The sequence below is a fragment of the Brevibacillus sp. HB1.2 genome (assembly GCF_013332495.1).
Lineage (GTDB): Bacteria > Bacillota > Bacilli > Brevibacillales > Brevibacillaceae > Brevibacillus > Brevibacillus porteri.
Map to the genome: position 1 here is coordinate 1 of NZ_JABMIU010000005.1, position 24,233 is coordinate 24,233.

Genomic DNA, 24,233 nt, shown 5'->3' on the forward strand with positions numbered 1-24,233 from the left:
GCTACTGATTCGGGGGTTTTCCTTATGGGTTATCGAATAACTGGTCAAAGCTTGGAGTAGACCCAACGGATCCGAGTGATGCACGATGAATTAAGGAAAACTTTAGTTTTACCCCACAATTTTTTTTAACATTTCCTCTTACCCTATATGTAGCAAGTAAGAGATTTACTTGCACACAAAAAAAGAAATGAAAAGGAGCGAGACCAATGAAAAAGAAATGGATGACAACTGCATCAGCTTTATTACTTACTGGGGTGATTGGTACTGTTATACCGTATGCAACCACAACAGCAGATGCAAAAGCAAACGTTGCGGAAAAAAGTAACCTAGACCTGACGATTGCATTCGTTTTTTCTAAGGATGGCCAGGCAGTAACCATTAAAGACAGTCAACTAGGTGAGCACAAGGCTACGGTTAAAGATCTCTCCGAGAAGTTAGGTATAACGGCAGATGATCTTAATCTATCTTCACATATGATTGAAATGAAACCAAATGCGACAGGCAGCAAGATTATTGTCAAAGAAACTTCCTTTAAAGGTGAAGTGAAAGAGTATGAGACCAACGATAATGATGTCCTCATGCTGTTCGGTCTTCACAAAGTAACGAAATAAGCCAAAAAATAAAGCTACCAATGTCGCGAACATGCTTCGCGGCATTTTTTTGTGACGGATTGAAAATGGTATCTCGGAGAACGAAAAAGATGGGCAGAGCAAGCTCTTTATGCTAAAATTTACGAGAATGATTATCAATTTCAAGTTCCGTTGAAGGAGAGGTTCTTTTTGAGAAGGAGAAAAATCAGGCTTAGATAAGATCATAATGGTAGCCCTTATTATGGTCATGATCAGCATGTTATCAGCCTGCGGACAGACACCAGCCAATCCAACTGCTCAGCCTGCGCAGGAAAGTTCAGTTAACGAGAGTAACAATGAATATATCAACTACCAAGCGTTTAATGGCACAGTAAAAATTCCGAAGGACCCAAAACGGGTTGTGGTTCTTGCGGACAGCTATGTTGGACATTTTCTGACACTGGGGATCAAGCCTATCGGTATCACGGACCATGCTATGGAAAACCCGTATTTTAAAGGGAAGCTGGATGGTATCGAAAGCGTGGGCAACGGAACATCGCTAGAAAAAGTACTGGCGATGAATCCTGATTTACTTATCGTGTTTGAAGGGGATAAGAATATCGAGGAGTTCACCAAAATAGCTCCAACGGTAGTAATTCCATACGGTAAGAAGCCAATCCGCGAAGAACTGCGGGAGTTTGGCAAAATGACAGGGAGAGAAGACAAGGCGAATGAGTGGATTGCCGAATGGGACAAGAAAATTGCTGAGGCAAAACCAAAGGTGCAAGCAGCGGTAGGAGATAAAACCGTTTCGATTTTGCAGCCATACGCCAAGGGGATCTATGCGTTTGGGCACAACTTCGGAAGGGGCGGAGACATCCTTTACGGAGAATTCCAGTTGAAGGCTCCGAATGCCGTACAAAAAGAAGCCATTGATAGCAATACCGGTTGGGCGGAGGTCTCGCTTGAAACAATGCCGGACTTTGCGGGAGACTACATTTTTACCAGTGCATGGTCCGGAGATGATACCAATCCGGAGAGTGTATACGGTACAAACGTTTGGAAGGGCCTGTCAGCAGTGAAAAATAACCAGGTTTTTCAGATTGATCAGAAAGGCTCCTATTTTAATGACCCGATCTCATTGGAAGCGCAACTCACGTTCATTGTAGAAAAATTAACGTAGAAGAAAAAACCCCGAAACATAGGTAGCAAGCATGCTTTGCTACGAGTATTCGGGGGTTTTTGCTATTTATTTAGCGGTTGTAATAACTGCTAAGAGCTGGGAGCAGACCTAATGGATTTTTCCGCAAGTCCTTGGCACTAAAGAAAATGCTGCCCTGAACCTGAGGAACCATCGCGTTGTAATTCAACTGGTTGATAATCTCCTGGGCGCTCTGCCAGCCAGCTTCAGCCGTTCCCAGCTTGTAAGGGGAATGACCGATGTAGAGCTTGACGTTCGTCCCTTGTACTTCGTTTGCCCACCAAGTAACGAGCTTGTCGTATTGGGCAGGGGCGAAGGAAAGGCTCCAATAAATTTGCGGAGTCACATAATCGATCCAGCCTTGTTGAATCCATGTGCGCACATCGGCAAACATGTGGTCATAAGCAGTCACGCCAGCTTTTGTATCGGAGCCGGTCGGATCGACATTGCTGTTGCGCCATACACCGAATGGACTGATCCCGAATTGAACGTGAGGCTTGACGCTCTTGATGGACTGATTCAATTGTTGAACAAATTGATTGATATTATCGCGGCGCCAGTCTGCTTTGGATCCGATTTTCTTGCTGTTGTAAGCCTTGAATGCTGCATCGTCTGCAAAGGCGACATTGGAAGGATAGAAATAATCATCCAGATGGACACCATCGATTTCATAGCGCTGCACGACTTCCATTACTTCATTGATAATTTGCTGACGTGCTGCCGGAATACCCGGATTGATGTACAACTTTTTGTTGGCATTCACAATCCAGTCAGGGTGCTGCTTGATCACATGATTCGCTGGCAATTGGTCTGTTTTTGCATCCGTAGTGGCACGGAACGGGTTGAACCAAGCATGGAATTGCATCCCGCGTCTATGCGTTTCTTCTACCATAAAGGCAAGCGGGTCGTAGCCAGGATCTTTCCCTGGGGTTCCCGTCAAAAATCTCGACCATGGAGTGAGTGTAGAAGGGTACAGAGCGTCTCCAGATGGACGCACTTGCACGAAAACAGCGTTCATTCCCATGGCTTGCAGCTCATCGAGCAGCTGTATGTATTCTTGTTGCTGTTTCGCTGGGTTTCCGTTAGAACCGGAAGATGGCCAGTCCAAGTTGTAGACTGTCGATATCCATACCCCGCGCAAATCTCCGTTTGTCACGACAGGTGTGCTTGGTTCCATCCCGCCAGTTTCACTCAGAACATCCTGTGGTGGCGGAGTCATGGTAGCGACGTTGCCGCTTTGTAGGCGAATCGTTTTGGTTTTGTCTTCCCAGTTTACCGTTAGGCCCAACTGCTCGGATACAAAACGCAGCGGAACCATGATTCTTCCTTGCTTGTTCTGAACAGAAGAATCAAGTGGGACGCTGTTGTTGTTCACGAGAGCGTTCTTCTGATTAACCGTCATGGACAACAAGGTATCTTGCTTGCTGATCGTTGCGGTCTGAGAATTTGGCTCCCAATTTACTTCGGCTCCCAGATTTTCACCGATCACTCGCATAGGGACCATCGTTACGTTTGCTTTTGGAATAATGTACGGAGCGACGTCACTTTTGATTTGTTGCCCGTCTAAATAGATGCTGATGCCAGAGGATGTCTGCGCGGCCTGCACGGATATCCCCATCGTTGGAATACATAGTACGAACATTAGCAAAAGCATAAACCACTTGCGTACCTTCATTTTTGCCAATCCTCCGACAAGATAGATTTGCTTAAAACATTAGCCAATACGTTTGACGCTTTATTATATCGCTTTGTTACGCTCCAGTGGGAAGTTTCGGCAAAAAATGACGACACTGATCGAAACAAGGGAACCACCCAAGCTGCTCTGGCATAGGCAGAAGCATATGTTGTTTTCCTTCTGGTCATGGGACAAAAGAGAGGGAAAGGAGTGCAAGCATGAGTTCTTTTCTTGCGCAAAAGGCACCGATTGTTTTTGTTCCGGGGCTTTTTGGGTCGATGAGTGATCAAATTATTCCGGGTACTGGTGACTGGGGCTTCGGGTTTGCCCGAACGGCTTACGAGCCATTTATCCGTTTGCTTGGAAAAATGGGATACTCCCTCAATGAACAATTGTTTGTAGCTTTTTATGATTGGCGAAGGCAGATCGATATTTCAGCAGAGCGCTTTTTGCTGCCTGTCATCGAGCGAGCGAAGCAAACGACAGGTTCCCCTTATGTCAATCTCATTTGCCATAGCATGGGGGGCCTTGTTGCTAGAGCCTATGTCCAAAGCGAATATTATCAAAACGATGTGGATCAGTTGCTCATTTTTGCGACTCCCAACGCAGGATCGCCTGTCGCCTACAGCTATTGGGCAGGAGGGAAGCTGCCGCGCTCCGTTTCGGCCAAAAGAAATGTCGTGGAGCTATATATGAATGTTTATCTAGCCTATTTGGAGCAAAGCATCCCTTTTCATCGTATACAAGCTATTCATAGACACTTTCCGAGTCTCCTTGATCTTACCCCGTCAGCAGCATATGGCGATTATTTGCTGGAGAAACAGGGGGTAGAAGCCTTCGTCCCTTATGAAAAGATGGTCGTGAAAAATCAATACATGGACTACTTGAACACAACGATGGGGATTATCGCAGCCCGCAATATTCGCGTCACGCTGGTAGCTGGCATTGGACACGAAACGATTCATTACCTGCGAACAGTCCCTTCGCTGTCTCCCGATAAATGGGTCGATGGAAGAGTAGTGGGCTCGATCAATAGTGACGCTGGGGATGGGAGTGTCATGGCAAACAGTGTATTCGCACTCGAAGGTGAGCGATATTACGTAGAGGCGACACATCTGGAGATTTTGTATAAAAGTGAACCGCTTCTCCGGCAATTGCTAGAGTAGGGGAAAAAAGAGGACCAAGCCGGGAAAATCCCTGGACTTGGTCCTTTAGATGAGCTACGCTTTCTTGTTTCTGCGATACATGATCGAAATACCGATCAAGATCGAAACGATACCTGCAACGAGAGGGAGTGGGTTAGCCTGTTCTCCCGTCTGAGGCAATACTTTGCCTGTAGCTGGAGATTCGTTGTTGGTTTCCAAGACGTTGGAGTTATTGGCAGCTCCCGAATCGTTCGGTTTGGTTGTATTTCCTGTTTGATTCAACTCTCCCGAAGTGTTGGGGTTCGTAGTGTTGTTGTTTGCATCAGGAGTACCAGGTTGGTCTGGTTTGTCAGGTTGGTCTGGTTTGTCAGGTTGGTCTGGTTTGTCAGGTTGGTCTGGATTGCCAGGTTGATCTGGGTTGCCAGGTTGGTCTGGGTTGCCAGGTTGGTCTGGTTTGCCAGGTTGGTCTGGGTTGCCAGGTTTATCTGGTTTATCTGGTTTGTCTGGTTTATCCGGTTTCTCGGGCTTTTCCGGCTTAGGCTCAGGCTTAGGCTCTGGCTTAGGTTCTGGCTTCGGTTCAGGTTTTGGTTCAGGTTTTGGTTCAGGATTTCCGCCTCCACCACCACCACCACCGCCGCCTCCACCAGAGGTTACGTCATTTTCGGCAGTAACAAGCACATGCTCGCCAACTACTTGGTTCCGTTTAATCTCGAAAGCAATTGGCTTGCTGTTTATTACATAACCAGTAGGAGCCTTCGTCTCGATAAACTCGTACTTGCCAGGATTTAGGCCTTCGACTAGAAGTTCACCGTTTGCATCAGTTGTCAGCTTTGTCAGCTCTTGACCGTTCTTGTCTTTGGTTACCTGACCATTTTCATCGCGGAGCGTAAATTCAGCTCCTGTGAGCTTATGATTTGGGTATCCCTTTCTTATTTTGGTCAGTTTCACAGATCCCGGGATCAATCTGTTGGTCAACGTGAGAGCTGTCGTGCCTTCATCTGTTACTTCGAATTTCAGTGGTTCAGCAAGCTCATAACCAGCAAGTGCTTTTGTTTCCACGAGCTGGTAGAATCCTGCTTTCAGGTTCTCGAGGAGAAGGATACCGTCCTTATCCGTTGTGAGTCCACTTTGCAGTACTTTCCCGTCAGCATCTTGAAGCTCAAAGGTTACGCCAGGAAGTGGCTCTTTGGTGTAGTGGTCCACTTTCAGCAATTGAACGGACCCGATATTTTTGGTGTTCTTTTTCGTAAGGGTCACAATTTCTGTCTGGTTGGAGGCGATTTTGAATGAAATAGGAGTCGCATCCAGCTTGTATCCCTTCGGAGCTTTCGTTTCGACTAACTGATAGTTTCCTTCTGCCAGATCGCCTTTGGAGACTTTTCCGTCAGAACCGGTTGTCAGCTCAGCGATTGTTTCGTATGCTCCGCCCTTTTCAACCTGTAGATTGAAGACAGCGCCTTCCAGTGTTTTGCCAGCATTCTCCGCGTCAACTTTGGTTAACTCAAATCCTTGACGGAGCAGCTTGTTGTCGATGGTTATTTCGATTATAACTGGAACAGCTGGGTCAGCACCTGCAGGAGCTTTTAACGTAATGTCTTTTCCATTTCTGTACTCGTCTGCGATGACGTAGCCAACAGGAGCGGATAGTTCTTTTAGCTTGTACGCTTTAAATTTGTAGCCTTTGAAGGTGGCCATGCCATTTTCATCGGTCACGACTGTTTCCAGCAAGGTTTTCCCTGCCTTGTCGTACAGACCAAACGTGGCGCCTGCCAATGCTTTTTTCGTATCTGCGTCTGTTTTGACGATTTTCAAGTCGCCTTTACCAGGTGTGCTGGCTCCGCCACCAGCACCGGACAAGCTGACTTTGACACCTTCTTGTCCGTCTTTCCCTTTACCTACAACTGTTTTCCCTGCAAAAGAGGCCTCGTTTTTGATGATCTCTCCATGGTCAGCATTGATAAAGGAACGGTACTCCAGGATGTAGGCAGTGTGCAGATCGTTTTTGAAGGTCAGTTTAAAGGTATTGCCGACTACTTCTAATTTGTAGTCCTCGGAGGCCATTTCTTTTCCGATAGTCAAAGCACCGGATTCAGAGACGGATGTCGTAAAGAGTTTGAAGGAGTCTTTCATCAGAAGTTGATTGCTGGACAGGGTATCCGTCAATACAGCACCTGCCGAAATATGAGACTGGCTCGGATTGATTCTTACTGTCCATGTTGCATACTCTGAATCTGCTCCTGTACCTTGTACGCCTGTTTTGAGGACGTATTGCCCACCGTATGTCGGTCTGACGGTCGTCTTGCCTTTATAGAGTGGAGTGCCTGTTGTGTCACTATCGTGCATAGTGGCATTGTTTTCGTACACTTCTCCGACAGGCAGATTAGCCAAACTGGTTTTGTACGTGATGCGATAGGCCGAGTCGATGGGACCGAGATGAAGCTCGAAGCCGTTGGTCAGTTCGTCAAATTTGGTGGCGACAACTGGACCCTCGACCACTTTTACACCATCTGCTCCACCTGTGAGCAGCAACTTATGGATGGTTAACGAGTCCTTCACAAAAGTTTGTTCTCCGGTATAAAAATCCCGGATGATCGCGTTGTTAATCTTGTGAAGGTTGTAGTTCACATCGATTGTCCACGTGATTTCTTTTGTGCGGGCGTCGTATGTACCCGTTTTGTTGCCGTTATTGTTGGTGTAGTTGTCTGGTTTAACAGTAGCGGATTTCGTGATAGGGTCTTGTGCTTTCCCGTTTTCCTTCCAATTCAGTTCAGCCTTGTTTTTGTACACGGATGGACGGTCCTTGGAAGTAGGATCGAACTTCGTCAGGTACGTAATGACTAGACCTTTTGTGACTGGTTTGTGGAAGGTAATCTTGAATCCTTCTTCGTACGTTGAGTTTGGAGAGATGCTGTAGTCTTTGTCAGGACCTTCTTCCAAATCCTTTGTCCAATCGTTGATCTTTACTTTGTCAGGAAGAAGAGTTAGCCCTTGACCTGCATAACTGTCGGTAATGACGACTTCATCCATCACCTGATTGTCGTCGTTTAGACTAAGCGTCCATTCGATTGTCTTATCCAGGTAGTTCACTTTTTCTTTTTTGGCGTTCTTCCAGAAGATTGCTTGATTGATCTCTCTGGATGCATCTTTTTTGGTTCCATCATAGATCTCTACTTCATTTTTCACGAGGTAGCTGTCTTGGTGGACCCGATTTTTGGCTTTGGTTTGGTAGGTGATTTCGTAAGCAGCCGACACGTCATGGTCAAACTGCAAGCGGAAGCCAGTAGGCGATGGGGTTACGTTGTACTCTGTGATGGCAGCCCCGTCTTTTGTTCCGTTTCCGTTGTCACCGATGGTCATTTTATGAACGGTAAAGGAACCGCTCACGAGCTCTTGATGACTCGTATCGAATCGATCCTCGAGCCATGCATCGCTTTGCGTGATCAGTTTTTCATTGTAGTTGTACTGAATAGCCCAGGTGATCGTTTGTTTGTTGTAATCGTAGTGAATCGCCTTTTTGTTCAAAGGCTGGCTGAATCGGACAGAGACATTCGCGGAATCGATTAAATCCTTTGGGAGGTTCGTTCCTGTGACAGTGGCTTTATTCGTGTAGGTTGTATCTGTCGTACCGGTGACGTTGGTCTTGTACGCGACGCGATAAGCACCGTCGATGTCGCCAAAGTTAATTTTGAACCCGTTTCCTTCTGTTAATTTCTCAGGAGTGAAGGTGGTTACCTCAGCCTTTGGATTAACAGAGCCATTCAACTGAACTTCCAATGGGAAGACCTTAATCGAGCTCATGTCGATATCCAGACCGCTTGGAAGCTCATCCGTAAAGATAACGCCTTTTATCGGATTTTCACTTTGGTTAAAATCGACGGTCCAGTCGAGATAGCTAGGATTCATGCCCTTGTTTGCTTTCCCGTTCTTGTCGATTTCATTGTTGTTTTTGCCTTTGAAATGGACAGAGATCGGAGCGATGCCATCGAATTTGAAATCGATCTCCTGTCTCGTGCCACCTTCAAACTTTTTCTCATCGAATTCCCGCCACACATAGAAGGTTCCGTCAGTGATCTCTGCGCCGTCATTGATGGCATCACTGAAAGTGAAGGTGACGGTGCCGTCTGTTGTCACTTCATAGGTGCCGTAGCCTCCGTTCAGATCTCCGGTCAAATTGCGATCGGTCCGAAACTTATCTGGGAGAGGGAAGGTAAAGGTGGCACCTTCTGAGTAAGGATGTCCAGCAGGGATTTGCCAAGTGAAATCAACTTGAACACGCGAGCCCTGATCCGGGCGGATGTCTTCTATGTTGTTTCCGTCCTTGTCCTTCATGACTACGCTGGTGATGATGCTGTCTTTGATGATGTTGGCGTCGGGGTCGGGTTCTGGGAGAGGGACGGGAACTGGTTCAGGTACTGGTACAGGAGTCCCTGTGCCTGGATTAGTTGGAGTCCCCGTGCCCGGATCGGTAGGAGTTCCTGTACCCGGATCGGTAAGAGTTCCTGTACCCGGATCGGTAGGAGTTCCTGTACCCGGATCGGTAGGAGTTCCTGTACCTGGATCGGTAGGAGTTCCTGTACCTGGATCGGTAGGAGTTCCCGTACCCGGATCAGTAGGATCGCCTGTACCCGGTTCCCCGCTATTGTTAATGACAACCTCACCTTGTGTTTGGGCATACGAGGTTGTCGTGAAACCGAAAAAGTTTTGGATGATGAGCAAAAGTGCCACCACAACGACCCAAGATTTCCTTTGCATATGCTCCTCCTGTACTCAATTAAAACTAGCTCATTCCGTCTTTCAGTAGGAAGGGTTAGGGCTGAGATGAAGGCGTTTGTTTCCATTCAGCTTGAACGATCAGTCTGTCCTTCGGATCTTTTGCTCCAACAGGGGTGCATGTGACCAAGGTGATCAATGGCTTCTTTTGATCCTCTAGAACTTCTACTTGTGTACGATCTACGACAAAGGCTTTCACGACAACGAATTGGTAGGTTGCCGTTTTCGTCTTGATCTCAATCTCATCGTTAGGTGCTAGTTCGTCCAAGCGATTGAATTGCTTGCCATGAGTAATCCCGCGATGGCCTGCCAGTCCAACATTGTTCACACCGAATTCCTTGTCTGGCTCGATCAGGCCAACACCTTTACTCAAGGCCTGCTTGTCCGCGCCTTCAAAAATCATCATTTCCAGATCAATTTTGGGAATCCGAATCACGCCTCTGGCACCTTCCAACATAGCGAGCGGCTCTTGTATCTGAGGAGATGGTGGGTCCTCTGATGCAGCCGTTTCTATTTGCTCGCTGACGTTGCTCAGTTGTTCGAACGCTTCGATGAGCTGTTCTTGCTTTTGTGCAGATACCGCCGTTTCCCATTGAGGATAGAAAAGGAGGAATAAGCCTGCCAGGATAAACCCAGCACTTAACAGCACTCGCACATTCTTCAACTCCCTTTTCGCACCGTTAACTCAATTCATCTTTCCCCCCTTGTCCTAATTTTTAGTTACACTAAACTTTTTTCGGCAAGGACATTCGTTTCAATTGTGAAAAAATGCCTAGAGCTATCATAATCTTTCGACCTAAACAATTTCTGAACATGAAAAAAGCCAGAGGAGAAAGACTCTCCTGGCTGGTTTTTTCGGTCTCATTCTATGGTTAATAGGCGACGCTTTTTGCAACAAATCCAACTAAGACTTTCCCATTTGTATCGATAGTGGAGCCGTAATACCAATCGCCACGTTCACCGACTACTTGAACAAGTGCATCACTGACAGCGTAGCCCCTGCCTGGACTTTCTGTCGAAGGGGTCGAGAAGAAGTAGCCTTTCTCTCCTTGAATTTTGACAGTCTTCGGAGTGATCGGTGTATACGAGGTGACCACTGTTTTGGAAACGTATCCTTGATCCATGGAGATAAATTCCGGATGTGTACCTGATGCTTTGATTTCAAAACCATACCATAGGGTTGCAGTAACGACAGAGTCAAGGGATGGAGCAGAATAAACGTTAGCATTGTCTACGGCTACAATTGTTTTCGAAGGTAGTATTTTAGGTTGTGTACGGGGGGGCGATGGTTTTGGAGGAGCCGATTTTTTCACTTGGCTGTTAGAAGAACCACCGCCGCCGTTGTGATAGTGATATTCTCCATACTCTAATCCCCATTTTTCGCAGTTTGTTCTACAGGTGTGTCCACCATTTGCATCTGTTCTGCCTGGATGCGCTTCAATCATTTGAACAGGTAAAAAAGCAAAGCAAAGAATGAGTGCGAGTACAGAAATAATCTTTTTCATAGATAACCTCCTAAGGATTGGCTTTCGCCCGCAACAGATTCAACCCCATCCCGATAAAAACAATCCCCGTCAGCTTGTTGAGTATGACAGAGAACTTCTGATTATTGCGCAATTTTTGCGTAGCGAAGGAAGCAAACAAGGCGAGGAGACTGCACCAGATGCCACCCGTAACGGTAAAAGTCAGGCCAAGAATAAGGAAAGGGAGTGGTCCTGCTTCCGTCGCGCTAACAAATTGCGGGAGGAAGGCGATGAAAAACAGGGCGACCTTTGGATTCGTAACACTTGTCAGGATCGCTTGCAGATAGACCTTTTCACCCTTCAGCTTCTTGGAATCGGCCGTATCAAAAGCTGGTGATTCCTTCGTCATGAGCATGCGAATGCCCAAATAGACGAGATAGGCGACCCCCAATATTTTGACGATGTTAAAAAGCACGATGGATTGCGCCAAAAGGAGCGACAAGCCGAAAGCAGCCAAGAGTGTGTGAATGAGTGAGCCTGTCAAAATGCCGAGAACCGAAAGAATTCCTGCCTGTTTTCCTTGCGAAATGCTGCGGGTGATGATGTACATCGTGTCTGAGCCCGGTATCAGGTTCAACATGATTGCAGTCATCAGAAATGCTTCATAATGAACGATTCCAAACATCGCTTCCCACTCCTTGTCTATCTATAAAATAAGAATAGATTATAGAATAATCTGACACTTAAAGCAATGCGAAAAATGAGGAAAAGCTCCTGACGCAGATCAAAGAAAGTGTATCATGATCGCGCGGGGAGCTCATTATTCAAGTAAACGGATTACGGCGTCGATTCAGTAGCGCGTATCCAGCCTTCTTTTCCATTAAATACAATCTGGTACCAGCCATTCAGATCGGCGATGACTTGGAGGGAACCATCTGCTACTACCTGACCGATCTTCTCATATTCATCACCTGGCCCCACAAAAACATCGATTTTTTGAGTCGCAGGGGGAGTTTGATCCGTCCCTTCAGTTGAGCCGTCAGCGGGGGAGGTCGCTTCTCCTGACTCGTTACCCTCGGTCGTTTCTTCGGGATTCTCTTCTAAGTCAGCCAGCTTTTCTATGTAATCCAAGCCATTGTCCTCGAGCTTGAACAGAGCGATTTCCCTTTCCCCTTTGCCTACCGCATTTTTCATGATCAGATGCTCGGAGTCTTCTACGCTGAGTTCATCCGCCTCCACCGAAAAGCGCTTATCGAGTGACTCTTTTATCAAATTCGGAGAGAGTGCCGCGTAGGCGTTAGCACGCTCCTTGCCGGATGCACTCACGATAATCACAGGCTTTTCTTTACTTCCGAGCGTATCGTCGATCTTAGCCTTTGCCGATTTCATGTCCACATCGAGCGACTGATCCAGATAGAGGAGCGAGTCATTTGGCATTTTCGCTGCGAAATAAAGACGTTGATCTGCCTCGGAGAGTCCAAATGCGTAAAGCTTTGCTCCCCAGCGATCTGTGCCGGAGAGCATGTCGGTGAACGTTCTGTCAGGATATCTCAATTGCAATAAGCGTGCGGGATCGTATTCCAACCAGAGTTTTTCCAGATCGGACAGGAGTGTAGCTGTATCCTGGAGCGGATTTAACTGTTCGTACAATTCACGCGCTTTGGTGAACTCGAGCGACTTGATATATTGCTCTGCCTGTTTGAGCTTGCCCTCCAGATAGCGGGTGATCGAATCGAGTACAGGCGAATCCGTAGAGAGCACATCCTCGATTTTGCGATAGGCGGCTGCCATGTCCACGAAGGCACTCAAATCCTTCGAACGGATAACTTCCTTGATTTCAGCTAGTGCATACTTTTCCAACTGACCCACTAACCAATCTGTCTCGATACCCAGTTTTTCGTAATGGCGTATGCTTGTAGCCGTTTTGGTGATGACTTCTTCAAAAGGAGCCGAAGCGATCAGCGCCCGCAGCTTGGTCTTTTCATAGTCCTGGAACAAGGCCGTGAGCTCAGCCTGCTTCTTCTTTTTGCCGCCGTAGTATTCATCCGGAATGACAAGGAGTGTTTCGATGAAAGATTCGTCTTGATAGTTTTCCTTTTCGAGATTCGATTGTGCCTGAGCCTTGGCTGTTTGCAAGGCATTCAAGTAATAATCGGAAAAGCTCTTATCCATACCCAAGTGAGCGGACAATTGCTGGAAAAACATCCCTGGTACGTCCTTTTGATTCTGGTATTTCTGTTTGACTGCTTGGTATTGTTCATAGACTACACCGATTTCTGCGACCTTCTTTTCCGAGATGGCAGAACGTGAATGCAGGTGAAGCCCTTCTAGTTCAGCACGGATAGAAGTCAGTAGGAACATGATGGAATTCCATTCGTCATCCCCGTAGGACAGGACAGCCATATCATGCGCGCGAGAAAAGGTTTCCTCGGCTTGCAGCAGGTTCTTTTGTTCATAAAACGCCTTTGCCTGTTTATATAACGTAATCTGCTTGTACCCAAATCCGAGCTTGAACAGAACGGCGATCAAACCCAAGGCAAAGAGACCAAGAAAAATATTACGGACCCAGAGGGACCTATGATAGGGAGAGATAGGCAGCATGAAAGGCTCCTCCTTCACAGTAAGCCTTTGAAATCCGGGTCAAACGCGTAATGCGTATCCACCCTGTTTTTGGTAGAATGATATAGTTGTTCCCAACCTTCATCCTTATGGGTTTGTACCATTTTTGCCAATCGCAGAAGGCGCTCGCGAGGCAAAAAATCGATAAATTCGATAATCAGATCCTGATATTCATCCACATAAGACTTCATGCGGAGCGCTGCACCTGCCACTTGACCGATGAGCTGATCCCCATTTTCTAGTAACAATATTTGATTTTTATAACGTCTGACATAATTGAGAACAGATTTTTTGACGAGCGAAGGCTGGACCTTGATGACTTCGCGCACATATTCCATGAAGTCCTTGTCGTACATAGACGGGATGAGCGTTTCGAGCTCCAGTTCCATGTCTTTTCGCAGGACGTAATGATTGAGGAACATGATCTTGCGTATCTTGATCGTATCGGAATCGACGAAATGCCCGATCTCTCTCGTTTTTTCATAAGCTTCCTTGAGATGTCCTTCTTTGACGTCGTTTCCCACTTCCTCCAAATGACGGAGGAGTGACTTCTTGAACGTATCCAGTTCCTTTGTCAAAAAGTGTTGAAATTGTATGTCTCTTTCATAGGTGCCGTATTTTTTCTGCATCACGAAAAACAGGACGAACAACACACAGCCAATACCTCCTGCGAGAGCTAATTGCAAAAGGGTATCCGCAGAAAGGAGAGCAAGACAGACGAACAAGCCCAAGAGCAAAAAGCGCGTCTGCACATAACGGCGCGTCACAGCGTGGGAAACCTGGCGGATCGGTGTGTAGGCTCTCCCACAGGTCTCACAATGTGTCTCCCACAGGACATGGTACGTATGGCATCGCGTGCACGCTTGAATTCTTTCATACGTATGAGTGGTTTTACGGGTTTTGCGGAATTGGACGCCGATTCGTTTTCTCATGGTGAATCCCTCTTCTCATTCAGTAAGGCATGAAGATGCTGATCGATTTCGGCGTTGGAGAGATTGCGCCGTTTTAGTCGCAGCAGCTTGAGGAATCGGACCGCTAGCAGCAAAAAAGCCGCAAACAACAGAAAGTAAGTTAACATAAAATTTCTCCTAACGAAGTTGTCGAAATCTGTAACAAAGAATCATGTCGTATCGTATTACGAGTAAGGGGCAATCATTCTAGTACTTTTTTATCATCTGTCTTCTACTTCTTGAATCTAGTGGTAATAGTGTCATAGTCTTACTTCCTTTGCAACACTTCACAAATTCTTTGTAACGAACAAGAAAAGGAGCTCTCATGAAAATAATACGATTCCGAATGTTATGTCGATACGTAGCATGTCTTGCCCTGCTTTTGGTCAGTGTCCTCTCCGTCACTCACCCAGGCTTTGCGCAAACGAGCGGAAACAATATGGACGCTGTCCTGGTCGTGGACGTCAGCAACTCCATGACCCAAAGCGATAAGAACAAAGTCAGCAACGAAGCGATGAAAATGTTCGTCGACATGACGTCGATCCAAGCGAACAAGATTGGTGTCGTCGCCTATACCGACAAGATCGAGCGGGAAAAGGCACTGCTTGAGATTAATTCCGAAGAAGACAAGAACGATATCAAAGCCTTCATCGACAGCCTGCAAAAAGGAGCCTACACCGATATTGCTGTAGGGGTTACGGAAGCAGTAAAAATCCTGGATGCGGGACGCAATCCAAACAATGCGCCGATCATCGTGTTGTTGGCAGACGGAAACAACTATTTGAACAAAGTATCAAGCCGTACCCAAGCACAATCTGATCAAGAGCTACAGCAAGCAGTGAAAGAGGCCAAAGATAAAGGCTATCCGATTTACACGATTGGCTTGAACGCAGACGGTCAGCTTAACCGCACGACCCTGCAACAGATTGCTGCGGATACAAATGGTAAATTTTTCGAAACAAGCACAGCGGACAAGCTCCCGCAAATCTTGAGCGAAATCTTTGCAAATCACTTGAAGCTGAAGGTTGTCCCGGTGAAAAGCTTCGTTGCAAACGGTCAGGCTCAGGAGATTCCGATCCCAATCCCGAATGGCAGCGTCATGGAAGCCAACATCTCGATCATGTCGCAAAAAGCAGTGGAAGTGAAGCTGTATGACCCAGCAGGCAAGGAAGTACAAATCCCTTCCAACCAGGTCAGACTGTCGAAATCCAATGCGTACACGATGGTCAAGCTGGTCAAGCCACAGCAGGGCGATTGGAAGCTACAGGTAAAGGGTGCCCCGAAGGAAAAAATTGATATTAACCTCATCTTCAACTACGATCTGCAATTGGAGATGGAGCCAGTCACAGCCAAGAGCTTCAAGGCTGGCGATGTCGTACCGATCAAGGCTGCACTTGTTTCAAACGGACAGAAGGTAGCGAGTCCTGATCTGTACAAGCAGATGAAGGCGACACTGATCGTCAATGACAAGACGGATAATAAGACGAATGAGGTCATCCTGAACAATACGGGCAGCGGGTTCGAAGGCAGCTTCACAATCCCGGCTGACCATGCGTATGAGATCAAAATCAAGGCAGAAGACACCAGCTTTTACCGGGAGACAAAACCACTCCTTGTAGATGCTTCCAAAACGGCAGGCTCTGGAGCGAGCAAGCCGAACACAACTACTGATCCTGCGGCAGAATCGAAACCATTTCCATGGATGACCGTAGTAGGAGGTACCGTGGTTCTCATCCTGTTGATCGGTGCAGGCTTGTACGCACTGTCGATCTATCGCAAGGCGAACAAGGGCTTCGCGGGCCAAATCGCCATCGAGATCGTGGATGAGGATACAGGGGAAAAGTCCAATCCGCAGTACAAGAAACTGAACGCGTTCAAAGGAAAAGTGAAGCTGCACCAACTCTTGCAGCTCGCCCCTGAGTTTGCGGAGACAGAGAAAGTCATCTTTTTACCAGGGAAAAACGATACGCTGATCATCGAAAACCGTTCAAGCTGCCGAATCGAAAAGGCCGGACGTGTGCTCGATGCAAGCAAAGGCAAAGAGTTGAAGAAAAACGATCGCATCAAAATTTCGTTAACGAATGTGAACAAGTCCTTATATGTAGATTACATCGTCTAGGAGTGAGTCGATTATGAAAGCAGTTGTGAGAGAACACATTCAACAATTGGACGTATCCCTCGGCGGAGGAATCGTCAGTGACAAGATTCGCGTAGATACAATTGATAACCCGATGCTCGTCATCGGTCTTGGCGGTACAGGAATTGATGCGCTATTGCGCCTGAAATACCAAGTGAACAGACGCTTCAAGCTGCCGGTAGACCAGCTTTCTAAGAAGCGCAAGGAAAAGCCGGACAATATTGAATTCATCGCGTTTGAAACGAATGAACATGACCGTAACAAAAAGTACAAGGGCATCGGACTCGATCCAGTGACGGAGTTCGTACTCCTGTCCAATCCTGAGATCGGCGGTGTGTTGCAGAATCGCAGCATTCTGGAGCCGTATATCACTGACTGGCTCTCACCAGAGCTGACGATTACGGATGGAATCAGCGGAGCATCGGGTGTTCGTCAGGCAGGTCGACTTCTTCTCTTTACGAAAATTACGCAAGTCGTACAAACCATTGAGAAAAAGGTCAAGATGCTGTGCGAGGGCACGAACAAAAAGCTGACAGTATTCCTGTTGAGCGGATTGTCCGGGGGAACGGGGAGCGGTTGCTTCCTCGACATCGCCTATATCGTACGAGGCATTTTGGAGCGCGACTTCGGCAGTGCGGGGGTAGACAAGGTGAATACGCTGGGCTACCTGTTCACGCCTGACGTCAACCTGTCGAACAAGAGTCTCAGCTCGCACACACGCGACTACATCATGAAAAACGGTTATGCGGCATTAAAAGAGCTGGACTACTGGATGAATGCGGATGAGCGAAATGAGCGTTTCCGCCAGCAATACGGCACTGTACTCACTGTCCAATCGCCAATGCCACCATTCAACCTGTGTCATTTGATTTCTGCGACCAATCTCGAAGGCAAAGCATTGGAAAACGCCTACGATTACTGCATGAACGTAACCGCGGAGAACATTACGAACTTCATGGCGAGCGAAGAAAAGCGCTCGGGTGAAGAGTTTGCGATCCACGACTATATCAGCAACATCCGTACGAACATCAACCAGATGCCAAAAGCGTACGCAGCGAACTACCAATACAACGTCATCGGTGCTTCCTCTGCTGTCTTGCCGATCGAAGAGATGACAACATACTTGGCATATCGCTTGTTTAATAAGATGGAAAAAATGTTCACAGTAGCACCAACACAGGAAGATGCGGAGAAATTCGCCCGCAAACTCGGAATCGACATCGACTCGATTTCCCGCAAGTTCGAGGAGCGCGTTCCTGAACCGTTGCCAGGCTATGAAAACAGCGAGCGTCTGAACTACAGCAACGTGATCACTCAGCAAGTCGTGAGCATCGACCACGAGCTGGAGCAGGGTTATCTCGCCAAAGCGCGCGAAGCGTACATCAAATGCAAGAAGCAGACGCCAGGCGACATGATCTCTGTTTTCGGCGAAATGATTACGCGCGTGTTCCTGCACCCGCAGCAAGGACCATTCTATGCGTCCCGTCTGATTCATTCGGACAAAGGCTATTGCCTGATGAAAATGATCCTCTCCTACATCGAGAGCCTCAAGGCGAATCTGGAGAGCTTCCCGCGTGAGATTGAGGGTGCGCGCGAAAATGCGAATGAAAAGCTGGGCGATGCCCGCAGTGCCTTTATCTCCAAGGAGAAGAAGAAAAACAGCTACATCGAAGCAAAGATCAACGAATACCAGCTCCTGGCTGATCAAGAAAAGCTGGAGCAAATGATCGAATTCTACGAAGAGCTGCACCGTTTGTTGAATGCAGAAAACAACCGCATTTATAACGTATTTACTGAGATTTTGAACGCACTCAATCAAATTTTCGAGCAAAACGGCGACATCCTGATCAAAGGCGGCGAAGAGAGCGACCGCACTGGCAACAAGACATACTACTGGAACATCGTCAGTGTGCCGGATATCTCCAAGGTAGTCAGCAACATCCTGGAACAAAAAGATGCGGATGATCTGATCCGCGATTTCACCAGCGAGCTGCTGCGACACTCCGATCAGTGGGTCAAAGAGCAGGAGCTGGATATCGTCAGCTCGATTTCCGAATTCCTCTCGGAGAAATTCGGTGAGCTGATCACCAAGTCGATGGAAGAATTCCTCGTGATCAAATACGGTCAGGACGAGACACTCGATCGCATCGTAGAGCGCAAGATTGCGAGCAAGCTGGATGAAGAGGCGATCCCGGTCTTCCATCTGAGCAACAATCTCGGCAATATGCACTTCCCTTCCTGGGGCTTTGTATCCGTGCCGCTGAAAGCACCATCGATCTTGAAGGGGATTAAAAACTATCAAAACACAGCGATTAGCGGATCGCGCTTTACCGTCAAAGAAAGCGAAGTCAAAAACCGCATCTTCTGGCTGAATACGAAAAACGGTGTTCCACTGTTTGCTTACACACCGCTGAAGGTCTACGAGGAAAGCTACGAACGTACCATTCTGGATAGAGAGGGTATCGGACGCCACCTCGTTCAAACCGAAAAGAACAACTGGGCGTACCTCCCATCCCCTATTCCGGAAAAATCGTGGGGAGATACGTACCAAAATGGGCGAATCAAAGCGTACAACGCCAACGTACGCGAACTGTTTGACCGTGCGGTGCGCTATGGAGCTATCCGCGAAAAAGGCAGCGACAGCAAGACCAGCAACCGCTATGAATCCATCGTGACGAAGCCGTTCTCGCTGGCCACTTTCTTGGCTAAGCACCAAGCGCAAGGAGACGCGACCAAGCTGAGCCCTGGCGAGATCAAGCGTGCATTGGTTGAGCTCAAAGGTTTCCTGAGAGATGGTCTGGAGCAAGAATTTACGCGTGATGTGTTCGGCAGTATCAATGAAGAGATGGCGAAAGAAAACCTGATTCGCTATCCAGAGCAGATTCGCCTGATCGAACAGGAAGTGCGCAAATACGAAGAAATCGAAGCCAAAATCCAGGAGCTGGAGCAGATCGTAGGTGCCATCAAGGACGAAGAAGAGCTGGTGACCCGATTCATCGAAGCACTTTACACAAGCACCATCTGCAAGCGCGGTGCACTCTACGTCTACGACAAGGATGAGGAAGAAGATGCGTGGGAGCCATTCATCAACCTGATGAAGGTCAACAAGCACGTCGAATTCGCTATCTATGAAAAGTTCCGCGCATTGGATCACAAGAACATGGCAACCATCCAGCGCAAGGCTGCAAAACGCAGTGACGCGATGACCTCCGCAGAGGATACGCAGCAACTGCTGGTAAAACTCGATGAAATTGCGGCGACCTTCCAAGAAACGAAAAACGATCTGGAATACGACCGCGATGAATACGTAAACGGTGAAGAGCTGTTCCAGTTCTACAAAAAGGTTTGGTCAAAAGTAAACGATATGCGCAAGACGCTGCAATAAACAGTCAAGATTGTTTGATAACCGAGGAGGACGCATGAGGGATTTGATTGGAGAGTTCGCGACCCAATACGTTACGGATTTGGAAAGACAACTGGATAGCGGAAACGGACAGCGAAGCATTCAAAACCCCGTGCTCTTCCTTTTTCTCGGGGATAAGAGCGTAGAGGCACTGCAAGCTGTTCGTGCCCACAACGAGCGCAATTGGCAAAATGGTCACGGTGTTCTTTATGTCCATGCGTATCAGGACAAAACGTGGGAGCATCCGCAAGTAATCGGGTGCCGCTTGCCGCAGGCAGATGCCGACAAGAAAAAGATGCGTACTTCGATCCACGAGCGTTTTTTACTCGATGAAACTGTCACCATGGAGCTGAACAAGGTGATGAAGCTGGCAAGCGTGCGGGTAGCGGAAATGGGCAAGTTGTTCACTGCTTTTCAGCAAGTCAATATAGCGGTCGTGGCAAGGGCGGATGATCCTGCCACGATCCTTTTGCCAGAGCTGACGTTGTTACTTAAGGGCTACCTCAACGAGCTGTTTAAAAACGTATCTGTTGACCTGTACGTCCTGCTTCAAGAAAAGAACAACGGGGAAGCATTCGGGTTTTCGACAGCGCTCTCAGTCAGCTTTTTGGAAGAGGTCAATCGCTATCAGCGGAGCGACTACAGTTATCGAGCGAATCTCTTGGTAACGGAGGATCTCGTGAAACTGCCTGTGGAGCATGTGAACGCACCGTTATTTTCACTGGCGTACCTATTGAGTGACAAGACAGAGCATGGCTTGTTTATCGAAGGCGGCATGCAGGAAAATTATGAGCTGATCAGCAAGCTGGTGCTTTTGAACAACAAAAAGGTAGAGTCGGAGTTCCATGAAAGCAATGATGGCTATAACAAGCTGCAATTTATGCGCAGCATCACAGTTGATCATGGGCAGACCAAGCTCGCGTCTGCTGGACTATCCAAAGTGAAGCGACCAACTCATGCGATTGCGCTGACGGTACTATCCGCCGTATTTGACCGCTATTGGGAGCGACTACAAGACGGCGAGGTATTGCCGAAAACAAAAGCGAGAGAAAAGCTCGGATTGACGGCGCATGATTTGCAGCGAAAATTGGCTGGCATTCTCCCTGAGGATCACATCCTGGAGGAAATGACGGGGCTCATGACCTCTGGTATCAGCTACAGCGAGCTTTGCAGTATGAATATGCGTGAAGCGGAGCTGGCTTTGTTTGACGGTAGCAGCCAAGCCTTTTTTGAGGCGAATGTCGTTTCCGGGGCGCGTAAACGTCTGGATCACATGCTGTCTCAGGAGTCCTTGGCTGATTTGATTCAGAAAGGAATTATCGAGGATGAACGGCTTGGGCTGTATGCAGCTTACTATCTCACAGCCGAACACGCCAATGGAGCAAACCTGCTGGATGAGCTCCGCACAGGAATTCGAGAGACATCTCGACAGGTTGAACAGATTAAAGCCGAGCTTGTCGATCTCTACCAAGAGCGAGTGGAGCGGCAGGATATTCGCGTAGGAGGATTTTTCACACGGGATAAGGAGCGTGTGCGGACCTTCATTCGCCATTTGCTGGACGCTGTTTATGGCAAAAAGCTGGAGCTGCTGGATTGGGAGATGATGCTCTCCATCCTTGTGAGCTATGAGAAACAGGCAGAGCAGATTCACCGGCAGTTAGGTGAGCAAGTCGAGCAGCTGGAAGCCTTGCATAAGCAACTGCGGGAAATCGCCCAGACGAGTGTTCGAGAAGCGACTGACTACTTGGGCAAAAACGTCGACGAATATTACGAATCGGTGGTCCATGAAACAATCCGGTCATTGGAAGCTTCGCGCGGCAGTGATTTTTACATGGAACAACGGTATATTGGTAGCGGCGCTCTGCTCAGCGGGAATCGACTCGCCGGACTCGTGGAGAGGCTGTGTCAGTTTTGCCGGAACGAGATTCTCACCCGAGCGCCATTTGCTTTATCTTTTGAGGCGGAGCTGCTTGCGCGTGCCAACGTCGGGGCTGCTTATGATAACCGAACCGTGCTGACGAAGGAGGATTTGTTCCTCGATCTCGCATTGGTGTTGGAAGAGCGCGCAGCGGTTCACATCGAAGTGTTCCATTTCTTGCAGAAGCATCGCTATGAGGAAAAGTACTTGTTTGCCGATATTCACAACGACTTCGTCCAATATGCGCTGCACAAAGATGAGAGCACACGAACTTACAAGCTGGGCTGCATCCACGAGGAACAAAAAAGCGGGATAGAAAAAATGAACCTGATGGGTGGATTCGGCATGGAAGAGTTGATGTTCTACCGCAATAACAAGAAATACCATGCTTCCTATGAGGACAGCGGGTTTGTCTTTCGCCGCGTGGGAGGAGATGAGTCGTCATGAGTCAGAGAAGGGTAAGCTTACTCATGCTAGTTTGTAGTCTGGTAGGTGGCGTGATCGGATTTTTGGTCGGGGAAGTCATGCTCGGCAAGCTGTCCGGAGAAATACCGCAATGGTTGTTAATGGGACTTTATTTTGGTCAATATGCCTTTTTCGTAGGACTGATGTGCCTCATTGCGGAAATGATCTCGCCACGACTGAATGGAGTCGGTTGGAAGCAACGCTATCTGGGCTTTTCCTGGAAAATGCTCGTGCCCAGCACGTTTTTGATGGTGGGCGTAGTGGCCATGCTGCTTCAGCTGCTGTACGGGTCATCATTTCAACAGGCCAGTGGGGCCAACAATATTGTCATGGTTCTGGATACGTCAGGCAGCATGCAGTCGTCTGACCCGGATAACCAATTGTTCAAAGCAGCAGCCGACATGGTGCAGCGCATGGACAGTGACATGAACATAGCAGTGGTTACGTTTCACGATCAAACGAATGTGCTGCAACCCCTCACCGAGCTGAGCAGCCAGTCCGTGAAGGATGAGATTGTGAAGAAGCTGCTTCAATATCCGCGAACGGATGGAGGCACCCGGATCGACCTGGCTCTGCAAGCGGGGCTAGATCAGCTGCAAGCCAATCAAATGGCGAATAGTACGGTCGTGCTGATGTCAGACGGCTATAGTGATCTGGATGTCCCTGCTGCACTTGCACCCTACAAGCAAAACCAAGTGATTGTCCATACCGTAGGCATGAGCCAAATCGATGCAGACGGAACGGCGTTGCTTCAAAAGATCGCTGCTGAGACTGGCGGCAGCTACTTCAATGTTGAACACGCTGATCAAATGACAGGAATTTTTGGTCAGATTTACGATATGAGCCGAACAGACCGCAATATCGTTTCCGAGCGGACAGGAGCGACAGAAGAAAGCATGTTTTACGCCATTACCCGTGTGGTCAGTGTTCTGATCATCGGTGCTTTGCTCGGCTTGGCGCTGGGTCTGATTTTTGACAATCGCCATCTGGCCAAAAGCTTCACGATTGGCGGGGCGGTATCAGGACTGTTAGCTGGACTCGTTTTGGAAATGGGACTGTCGTCAATCGACTTGCTCGATATGGTTGTACGTTTGCTGGCGTGCTCCTTGCTCGCTGTCATCCTGACATTGTTCACTCTCTTTGTGCCAGCTTCCACGAGTGGTGGATCGTCTTTTGCAAAGCGCAGACTGAACACCAGACAAAACCCTCGCGCGTTGGACGCCGGGAACCAAAGCAGCAAGCGGTTTGAGTAAAGGGAGCATGATGAATCATGATTAATCGGGAGGAAACAACAGAAACCTTCATCAAGGACGTCACCTGCCAGTATCAAGGGAACGAATACGTGCTCAATTGGCATTGGGCGCAGGATATTCCGTGCGTGTACGTGCACAAGTCGCAGTTTGGCGCCCCTTTTGACGTAAACGAACTGGATGATCGTCAGTTCAAGCTGTATACCCGAGAGGAATACAAAGTCCACAAAGGGCTGCGGGAAAAAACGGACGGCATCGGCCGGTACACATACCGCATCTTTCCTTGCCGATTGGAAAATGGAAAGCCGATTCTGCTCATGCCAGACGGGGATGCCCATGTGATCCACGTCAGCACAGGAAAGGCCAAAATCTACTACTCGTTCAAACGGGGCGGAAGCTGGTTTAGCAAGCATCAATCGTTGCAGATTCGCATTTTTTCAGAGATTCCGATCGCGCGGGACGTACTCTGCTACGTAAAAAAAGAAGGCTCTCCTCCCGCCCACAAGGATGATGGTACCCGATACAATTTCATTCGCGATCTCGAGCCCGGTGTCAATCTGATGCCGGAGATCGAGGTCAGGAAAAAAGACGTTGTCCGCCTGTTTTTTACGGACGGGAAAAAATACGGAGAAATGTACGAACTGATTCCTGAATAGGAGGGGATGCGC

Annotated in this window: 16 protein-coding genes; 8 read left to right on the forward strand and 8 right to left on the reverse strand. The window is 48.0% G+C overall.

All coding sequences use genetic code 11. From position 1 onward, the window contains the following. Window positions 1–206: 206 nt before the first annotated feature. Both HPY28_RS13950 and HPY28_RS13955 read left to right on the forward strand, forming a co-directional pair. Window positions 207–611 carry a hypothetical protein gene (locus HPY28_RS13950; protein ID WP_017246651.1) on the forward strand — a complete coding sequence of 135 codons (405 nt, stop codon included), beginning with the start codon at window positions 207–209 and terminating at the stop codon, window positions 609–611. 205 nt (window positions 612–816) lie between these two features. Next, window positions 817–1,752 carry an iron-hydroxamate ABC transporter substrate-binding protein gene (locus HPY28_RS13955; RefSeq protein ID WP_069849913.1) on the forward strand — a complete coding sequence of 312 codons (936 nt, stop codon included), beginning with the start codon at window positions 817–819 and terminating at the stop codon, window positions 1,750–1,752. 70 nt (window positions 1,753–1,822) lie between these two features. Here the strand turns inward: HPY28_RS13955 and HPY28_RS13960 are convergent, their stop codons facing one another. Next, complete coding sequence (locus tag HPY28_RS13960) at window positions 1,823–3,445, reverse strand: family 10 glycosylhydrolase (protein WP_174226430.1); 1,623 nt, start codon at window positions 3,443–3,445, stop codon at window positions 1,823–1,825. A gap of 218 nt (window positions 3,446–3,663) precedes the next feature. Between HPY28_RS13960 and HPY28_RS13965 the strand changes: the two genes are divergently transcribed. Continuing rightward, window positions 3,664–4,611, forward strand: coding sequence for a lipase/acyltransferase domain-containing protein (locus tag HPY28_RS13965; RefSeq protein ID WP_174226431.1), 948 nt, complete (start codon window positions 3,664–3,666; stop codon window positions 4,609–4,611). Between the two features lie 54 nt (window positions 4,612–4,665). Here HPY28_RS13965 and HPY28_RS13970 read toward each other — a convergent pair whose 3' ends face one another. The 7 genes from HPY28_RS13970 to HPY28_RS14000 all read right to left on the reverse strand — a co-directional run bounded on the left by HPY28_RS13970 (window position 4,666) and on the right by HPY28_RS14000 (window position 14,520). Continuing rightward, entirely contained in the window at window positions 4,666–9,342 is a 4,677-nt protein-coding gene (locus HPY28_RS13970) for a collagen binding domain-containing protein (RefSeq protein ID WP_174230772.1), read from the reverse strand. 55 nt (window positions 9,343–9,397) lie between these two features. Then, window positions 9,398–10,015: a class D sortase gene (locus tag HPY28_RS13975; RefSeq protein ID WP_017246646.1), complete on the reverse strand. Its 618-nt coding sequence runs from the start codon at window positions 10,013–10,015 to the stop codon at window positions 9,398–9,400. Between the two features lie 217 nt (window positions 10,016–10,232). Beyond that, window positions 10,233–10,865 (reverse strand): YHYH domain-containing protein, encoded by a 633-nt coding sequence (locus HPY28_RS13980; protein WP_174230773.1) that lies wholly within the window; start codon window positions 10,863–10,865, stop codon window positions 10,233–10,235. Between the two features lie 10 nt (window positions 10,866–10,875). Beyond that, entirely contained in the window at window positions 10,876–11,508 is a 633-nt protein-coding gene (locus HPY28_RS13985; RefSeq protein ID WP_017246644.1) for a LysE family translocator, read from the reverse strand. 152 nt (window positions 11,509–11,660) lie between these two features. Next, on the reverse strand, window positions 11,661–13,424 hold the full coding sequence (locus HPY28_RS13990; RefSeq protein ID WP_174230774.1) for an SH3 domain-containing protein: 1,764 nt from the start codon (window positions 13,422–13,424) through the stop codon (window positions 11,661–11,663). 14 nt (window positions 13,425–13,438) lie between these two features. Next, the gene (locus HPY28_RS13995; RefSeq protein ID WP_174230775.1) at window positions 13,439–14,374 is read right to left on the reverse strand and encodes a hypothetical protein; all 936 of its coding nucleotides are present in this window, start codon (window positions 14,372–14,374) and stop codon (window positions 13,439–13,441) included. Beyond that, on the reverse strand, window positions 14,371–14,520 hold the full coding sequence (locus HPY28_RS14000) for a hypothetical protein (RefSeq protein WP_007724683.1): 150 nt from the start codon (window positions 14,518–14,520) through the stop codon (window positions 14,371–14,373). The genes HPY28_RS13995 and HPY28_RS14000 overlap by 4 nt, the downstream gene beginning before the upstream one ends. A gap of 197 nt (window positions 14,521–14,717) precedes the next feature. Here HPY28_RS14000 and HPY28_RS14005 point away from each other — a divergent pair, with 197 nt between their 5' ends. The 5 genes from HPY28_RS14005 to HPY28_RS14025 are packed head-to-tail and all read left to right on the forward strand — an operon-like array spanning window position 14,718 to window position 24,221. Continuing rightward, complete coding sequence (locus tag HPY28_RS14005) at window positions 14,718–16,511, forward strand: vWA domain-containing protein (RefSeq protein WP_174230776.1); 1,794 nt, start codon at window positions 14,718–14,720, stop codon at window positions 16,509–16,511. A 13-nt stretch (window positions 16,512–16,524) separates the two neighbouring features. Then, complete coding sequence (locus HPY28_RS14010; protein WP_173623426.1) at window positions 16,525–19,914, forward strand: tubulin-like doman-containing protein; 3,390 nt, start codon at window positions 16,525–16,527, stop codon at window positions 19,912–19,914. A 34-nt stretch (window positions 19,915–19,948) separates the two neighbouring features. Then, entirely contained in the window at window positions 19,949–22,297 is a 2,349-nt protein-coding gene (locus tag HPY28_RS14015) for a hypothetical protein (protein ID WP_174230777.1), read from the forward strand. After that, window positions 22,294–23,568 (forward strand): vWA domain-containing protein, encoded by a 1,275-nt coding sequence (locus HPY28_RS14020; RefSeq protein WP_174230778.1) that lies wholly within the window; start codon window positions 22,294–22,296, stop codon window positions 23,566–23,568. The genes HPY28_RS14015 and HPY28_RS14020 overlap by 4 nt, the downstream gene beginning before the upstream one ends. A 17-nt stretch (window positions 23,569–23,585) precedes the next feature. Further along, on the forward strand, window positions 23,586–24,221 hold the full coding sequence (locus HPY28_RS14025; protein ID WP_017246637.1) for a hypothetical protein: 636 nt from the start codon (window positions 23,586–23,588) through the stop codon (window positions 24,219–24,221). Window positions 24,222–24,233: the final 12 nt, after the last annotated feature.

Excerpts from the sequence above, each read along its gene's own strand:
- HPY28_RS13970 (WP_174230772.1), bottom strand. The coding sequence starts at position 9,342 with ATGCAAAGGAAATCTTGGGTCGTTGTGGTGGCACTTTTGCTCATCATC.
- HPY28_RS13990 (WP_174230774.1), bottom strand. The coding sequence starts at position 13,424 with ATGCTGCCTATCTCTCCCTATCATAGGTCCCTCTGGGTCCGTAATATT.
- HPY28_RS14005 (WP_174230776.1), top strand. The coding sequence starts at position 14,718 with ATGAAAATAATACGATTCCGAATGTTATGTCGATACGTAGCATGTCTT.
- HPY28_RS13950 (WP_017246651.1), top strand. The coding sequence starts at position 207 with ATGAAAAAGAAATGGATGACAACTGCATCAGCTTTATTACTTACTGGG.
- HPY28_RS13980 (WP_174230773.1), bottom strand. The coding sequence starts at position 10,865 with ATGAAAAAGATTATTTCTGTACTCGCACTCATTCTTTGCTTTGCTTTT.
- HPY28_RS14000 (WP_007724683.1), bottom strand. The coding sequence starts at position 14,520 with ATGTTAACTTACTTTCTGTTGTTTGCGGCTTTTTTGCTGCTAGCGGTC.
- HPY28_RS13955 (WP_069849913.1), top strand. The coding sequence starts at position 817 with ATGGTAGCCCTTATTATGGTCATGATCAGCATGTTATCAGCCTGCGGA.
- HPY28_RS13995 (WP_174230775.1), bottom strand. The coding sequence starts at position 14,374 with ATGAGAAAACGAATCGGCGTCCAATTCCGCAAAACCCGTAAAACCACT.
- HPY28_RS14015 (WP_174230777.1), top strand. The coding sequence starts at position 19,949 with ATGAGGGATTTGATTGGAGAGTTCGCGACCCAATACGTTACGGATTTG.
- HPY28_RS13960 (WP_174226430.1), bottom strand. The coding sequence starts at position 3,445 with ATGAAGGTACGCAAGTGGTTTATGCTTTTGCTAATGTTCGTACTATGT.
- HPY28_RS13965 (WP_174226431.1), top strand. The coding sequence starts at position 3,664 with ATGAGTTCTTTTCTTGCGCAAAAGGCACCGATTGTTTTTGTTCCGGGG.
- HPY28_RS14020 (WP_174230778.1), top strand. The coding sequence starts at position 22,294 with ATGAGTCAGAGAAGGGTAAGCTTACTCATGCTAGTTTGTAGTCTGGTA.
- HPY28_RS14025 (WP_017246637.1), top strand. The coding sequence starts at position 23,586 with ATGATTAATCGGGAGGAAACAACAGAAACCTTCATCAAGGACGTCACC.
- HPY28_RS14010 (WP_173623426.1), top strand. The coding sequence starts at position 16,525 with ATGAAAGCAGTTGTGAGAGAACACATTCAACAATTGGACGTATCCCTC.
- HPY28_RS13985 (WP_017246644.1), bottom strand. The coding sequence starts at position 11,508 with ATGTTTGGAATCGTTCATTATGAAGCATTTCTGATGACTGCAATCATG.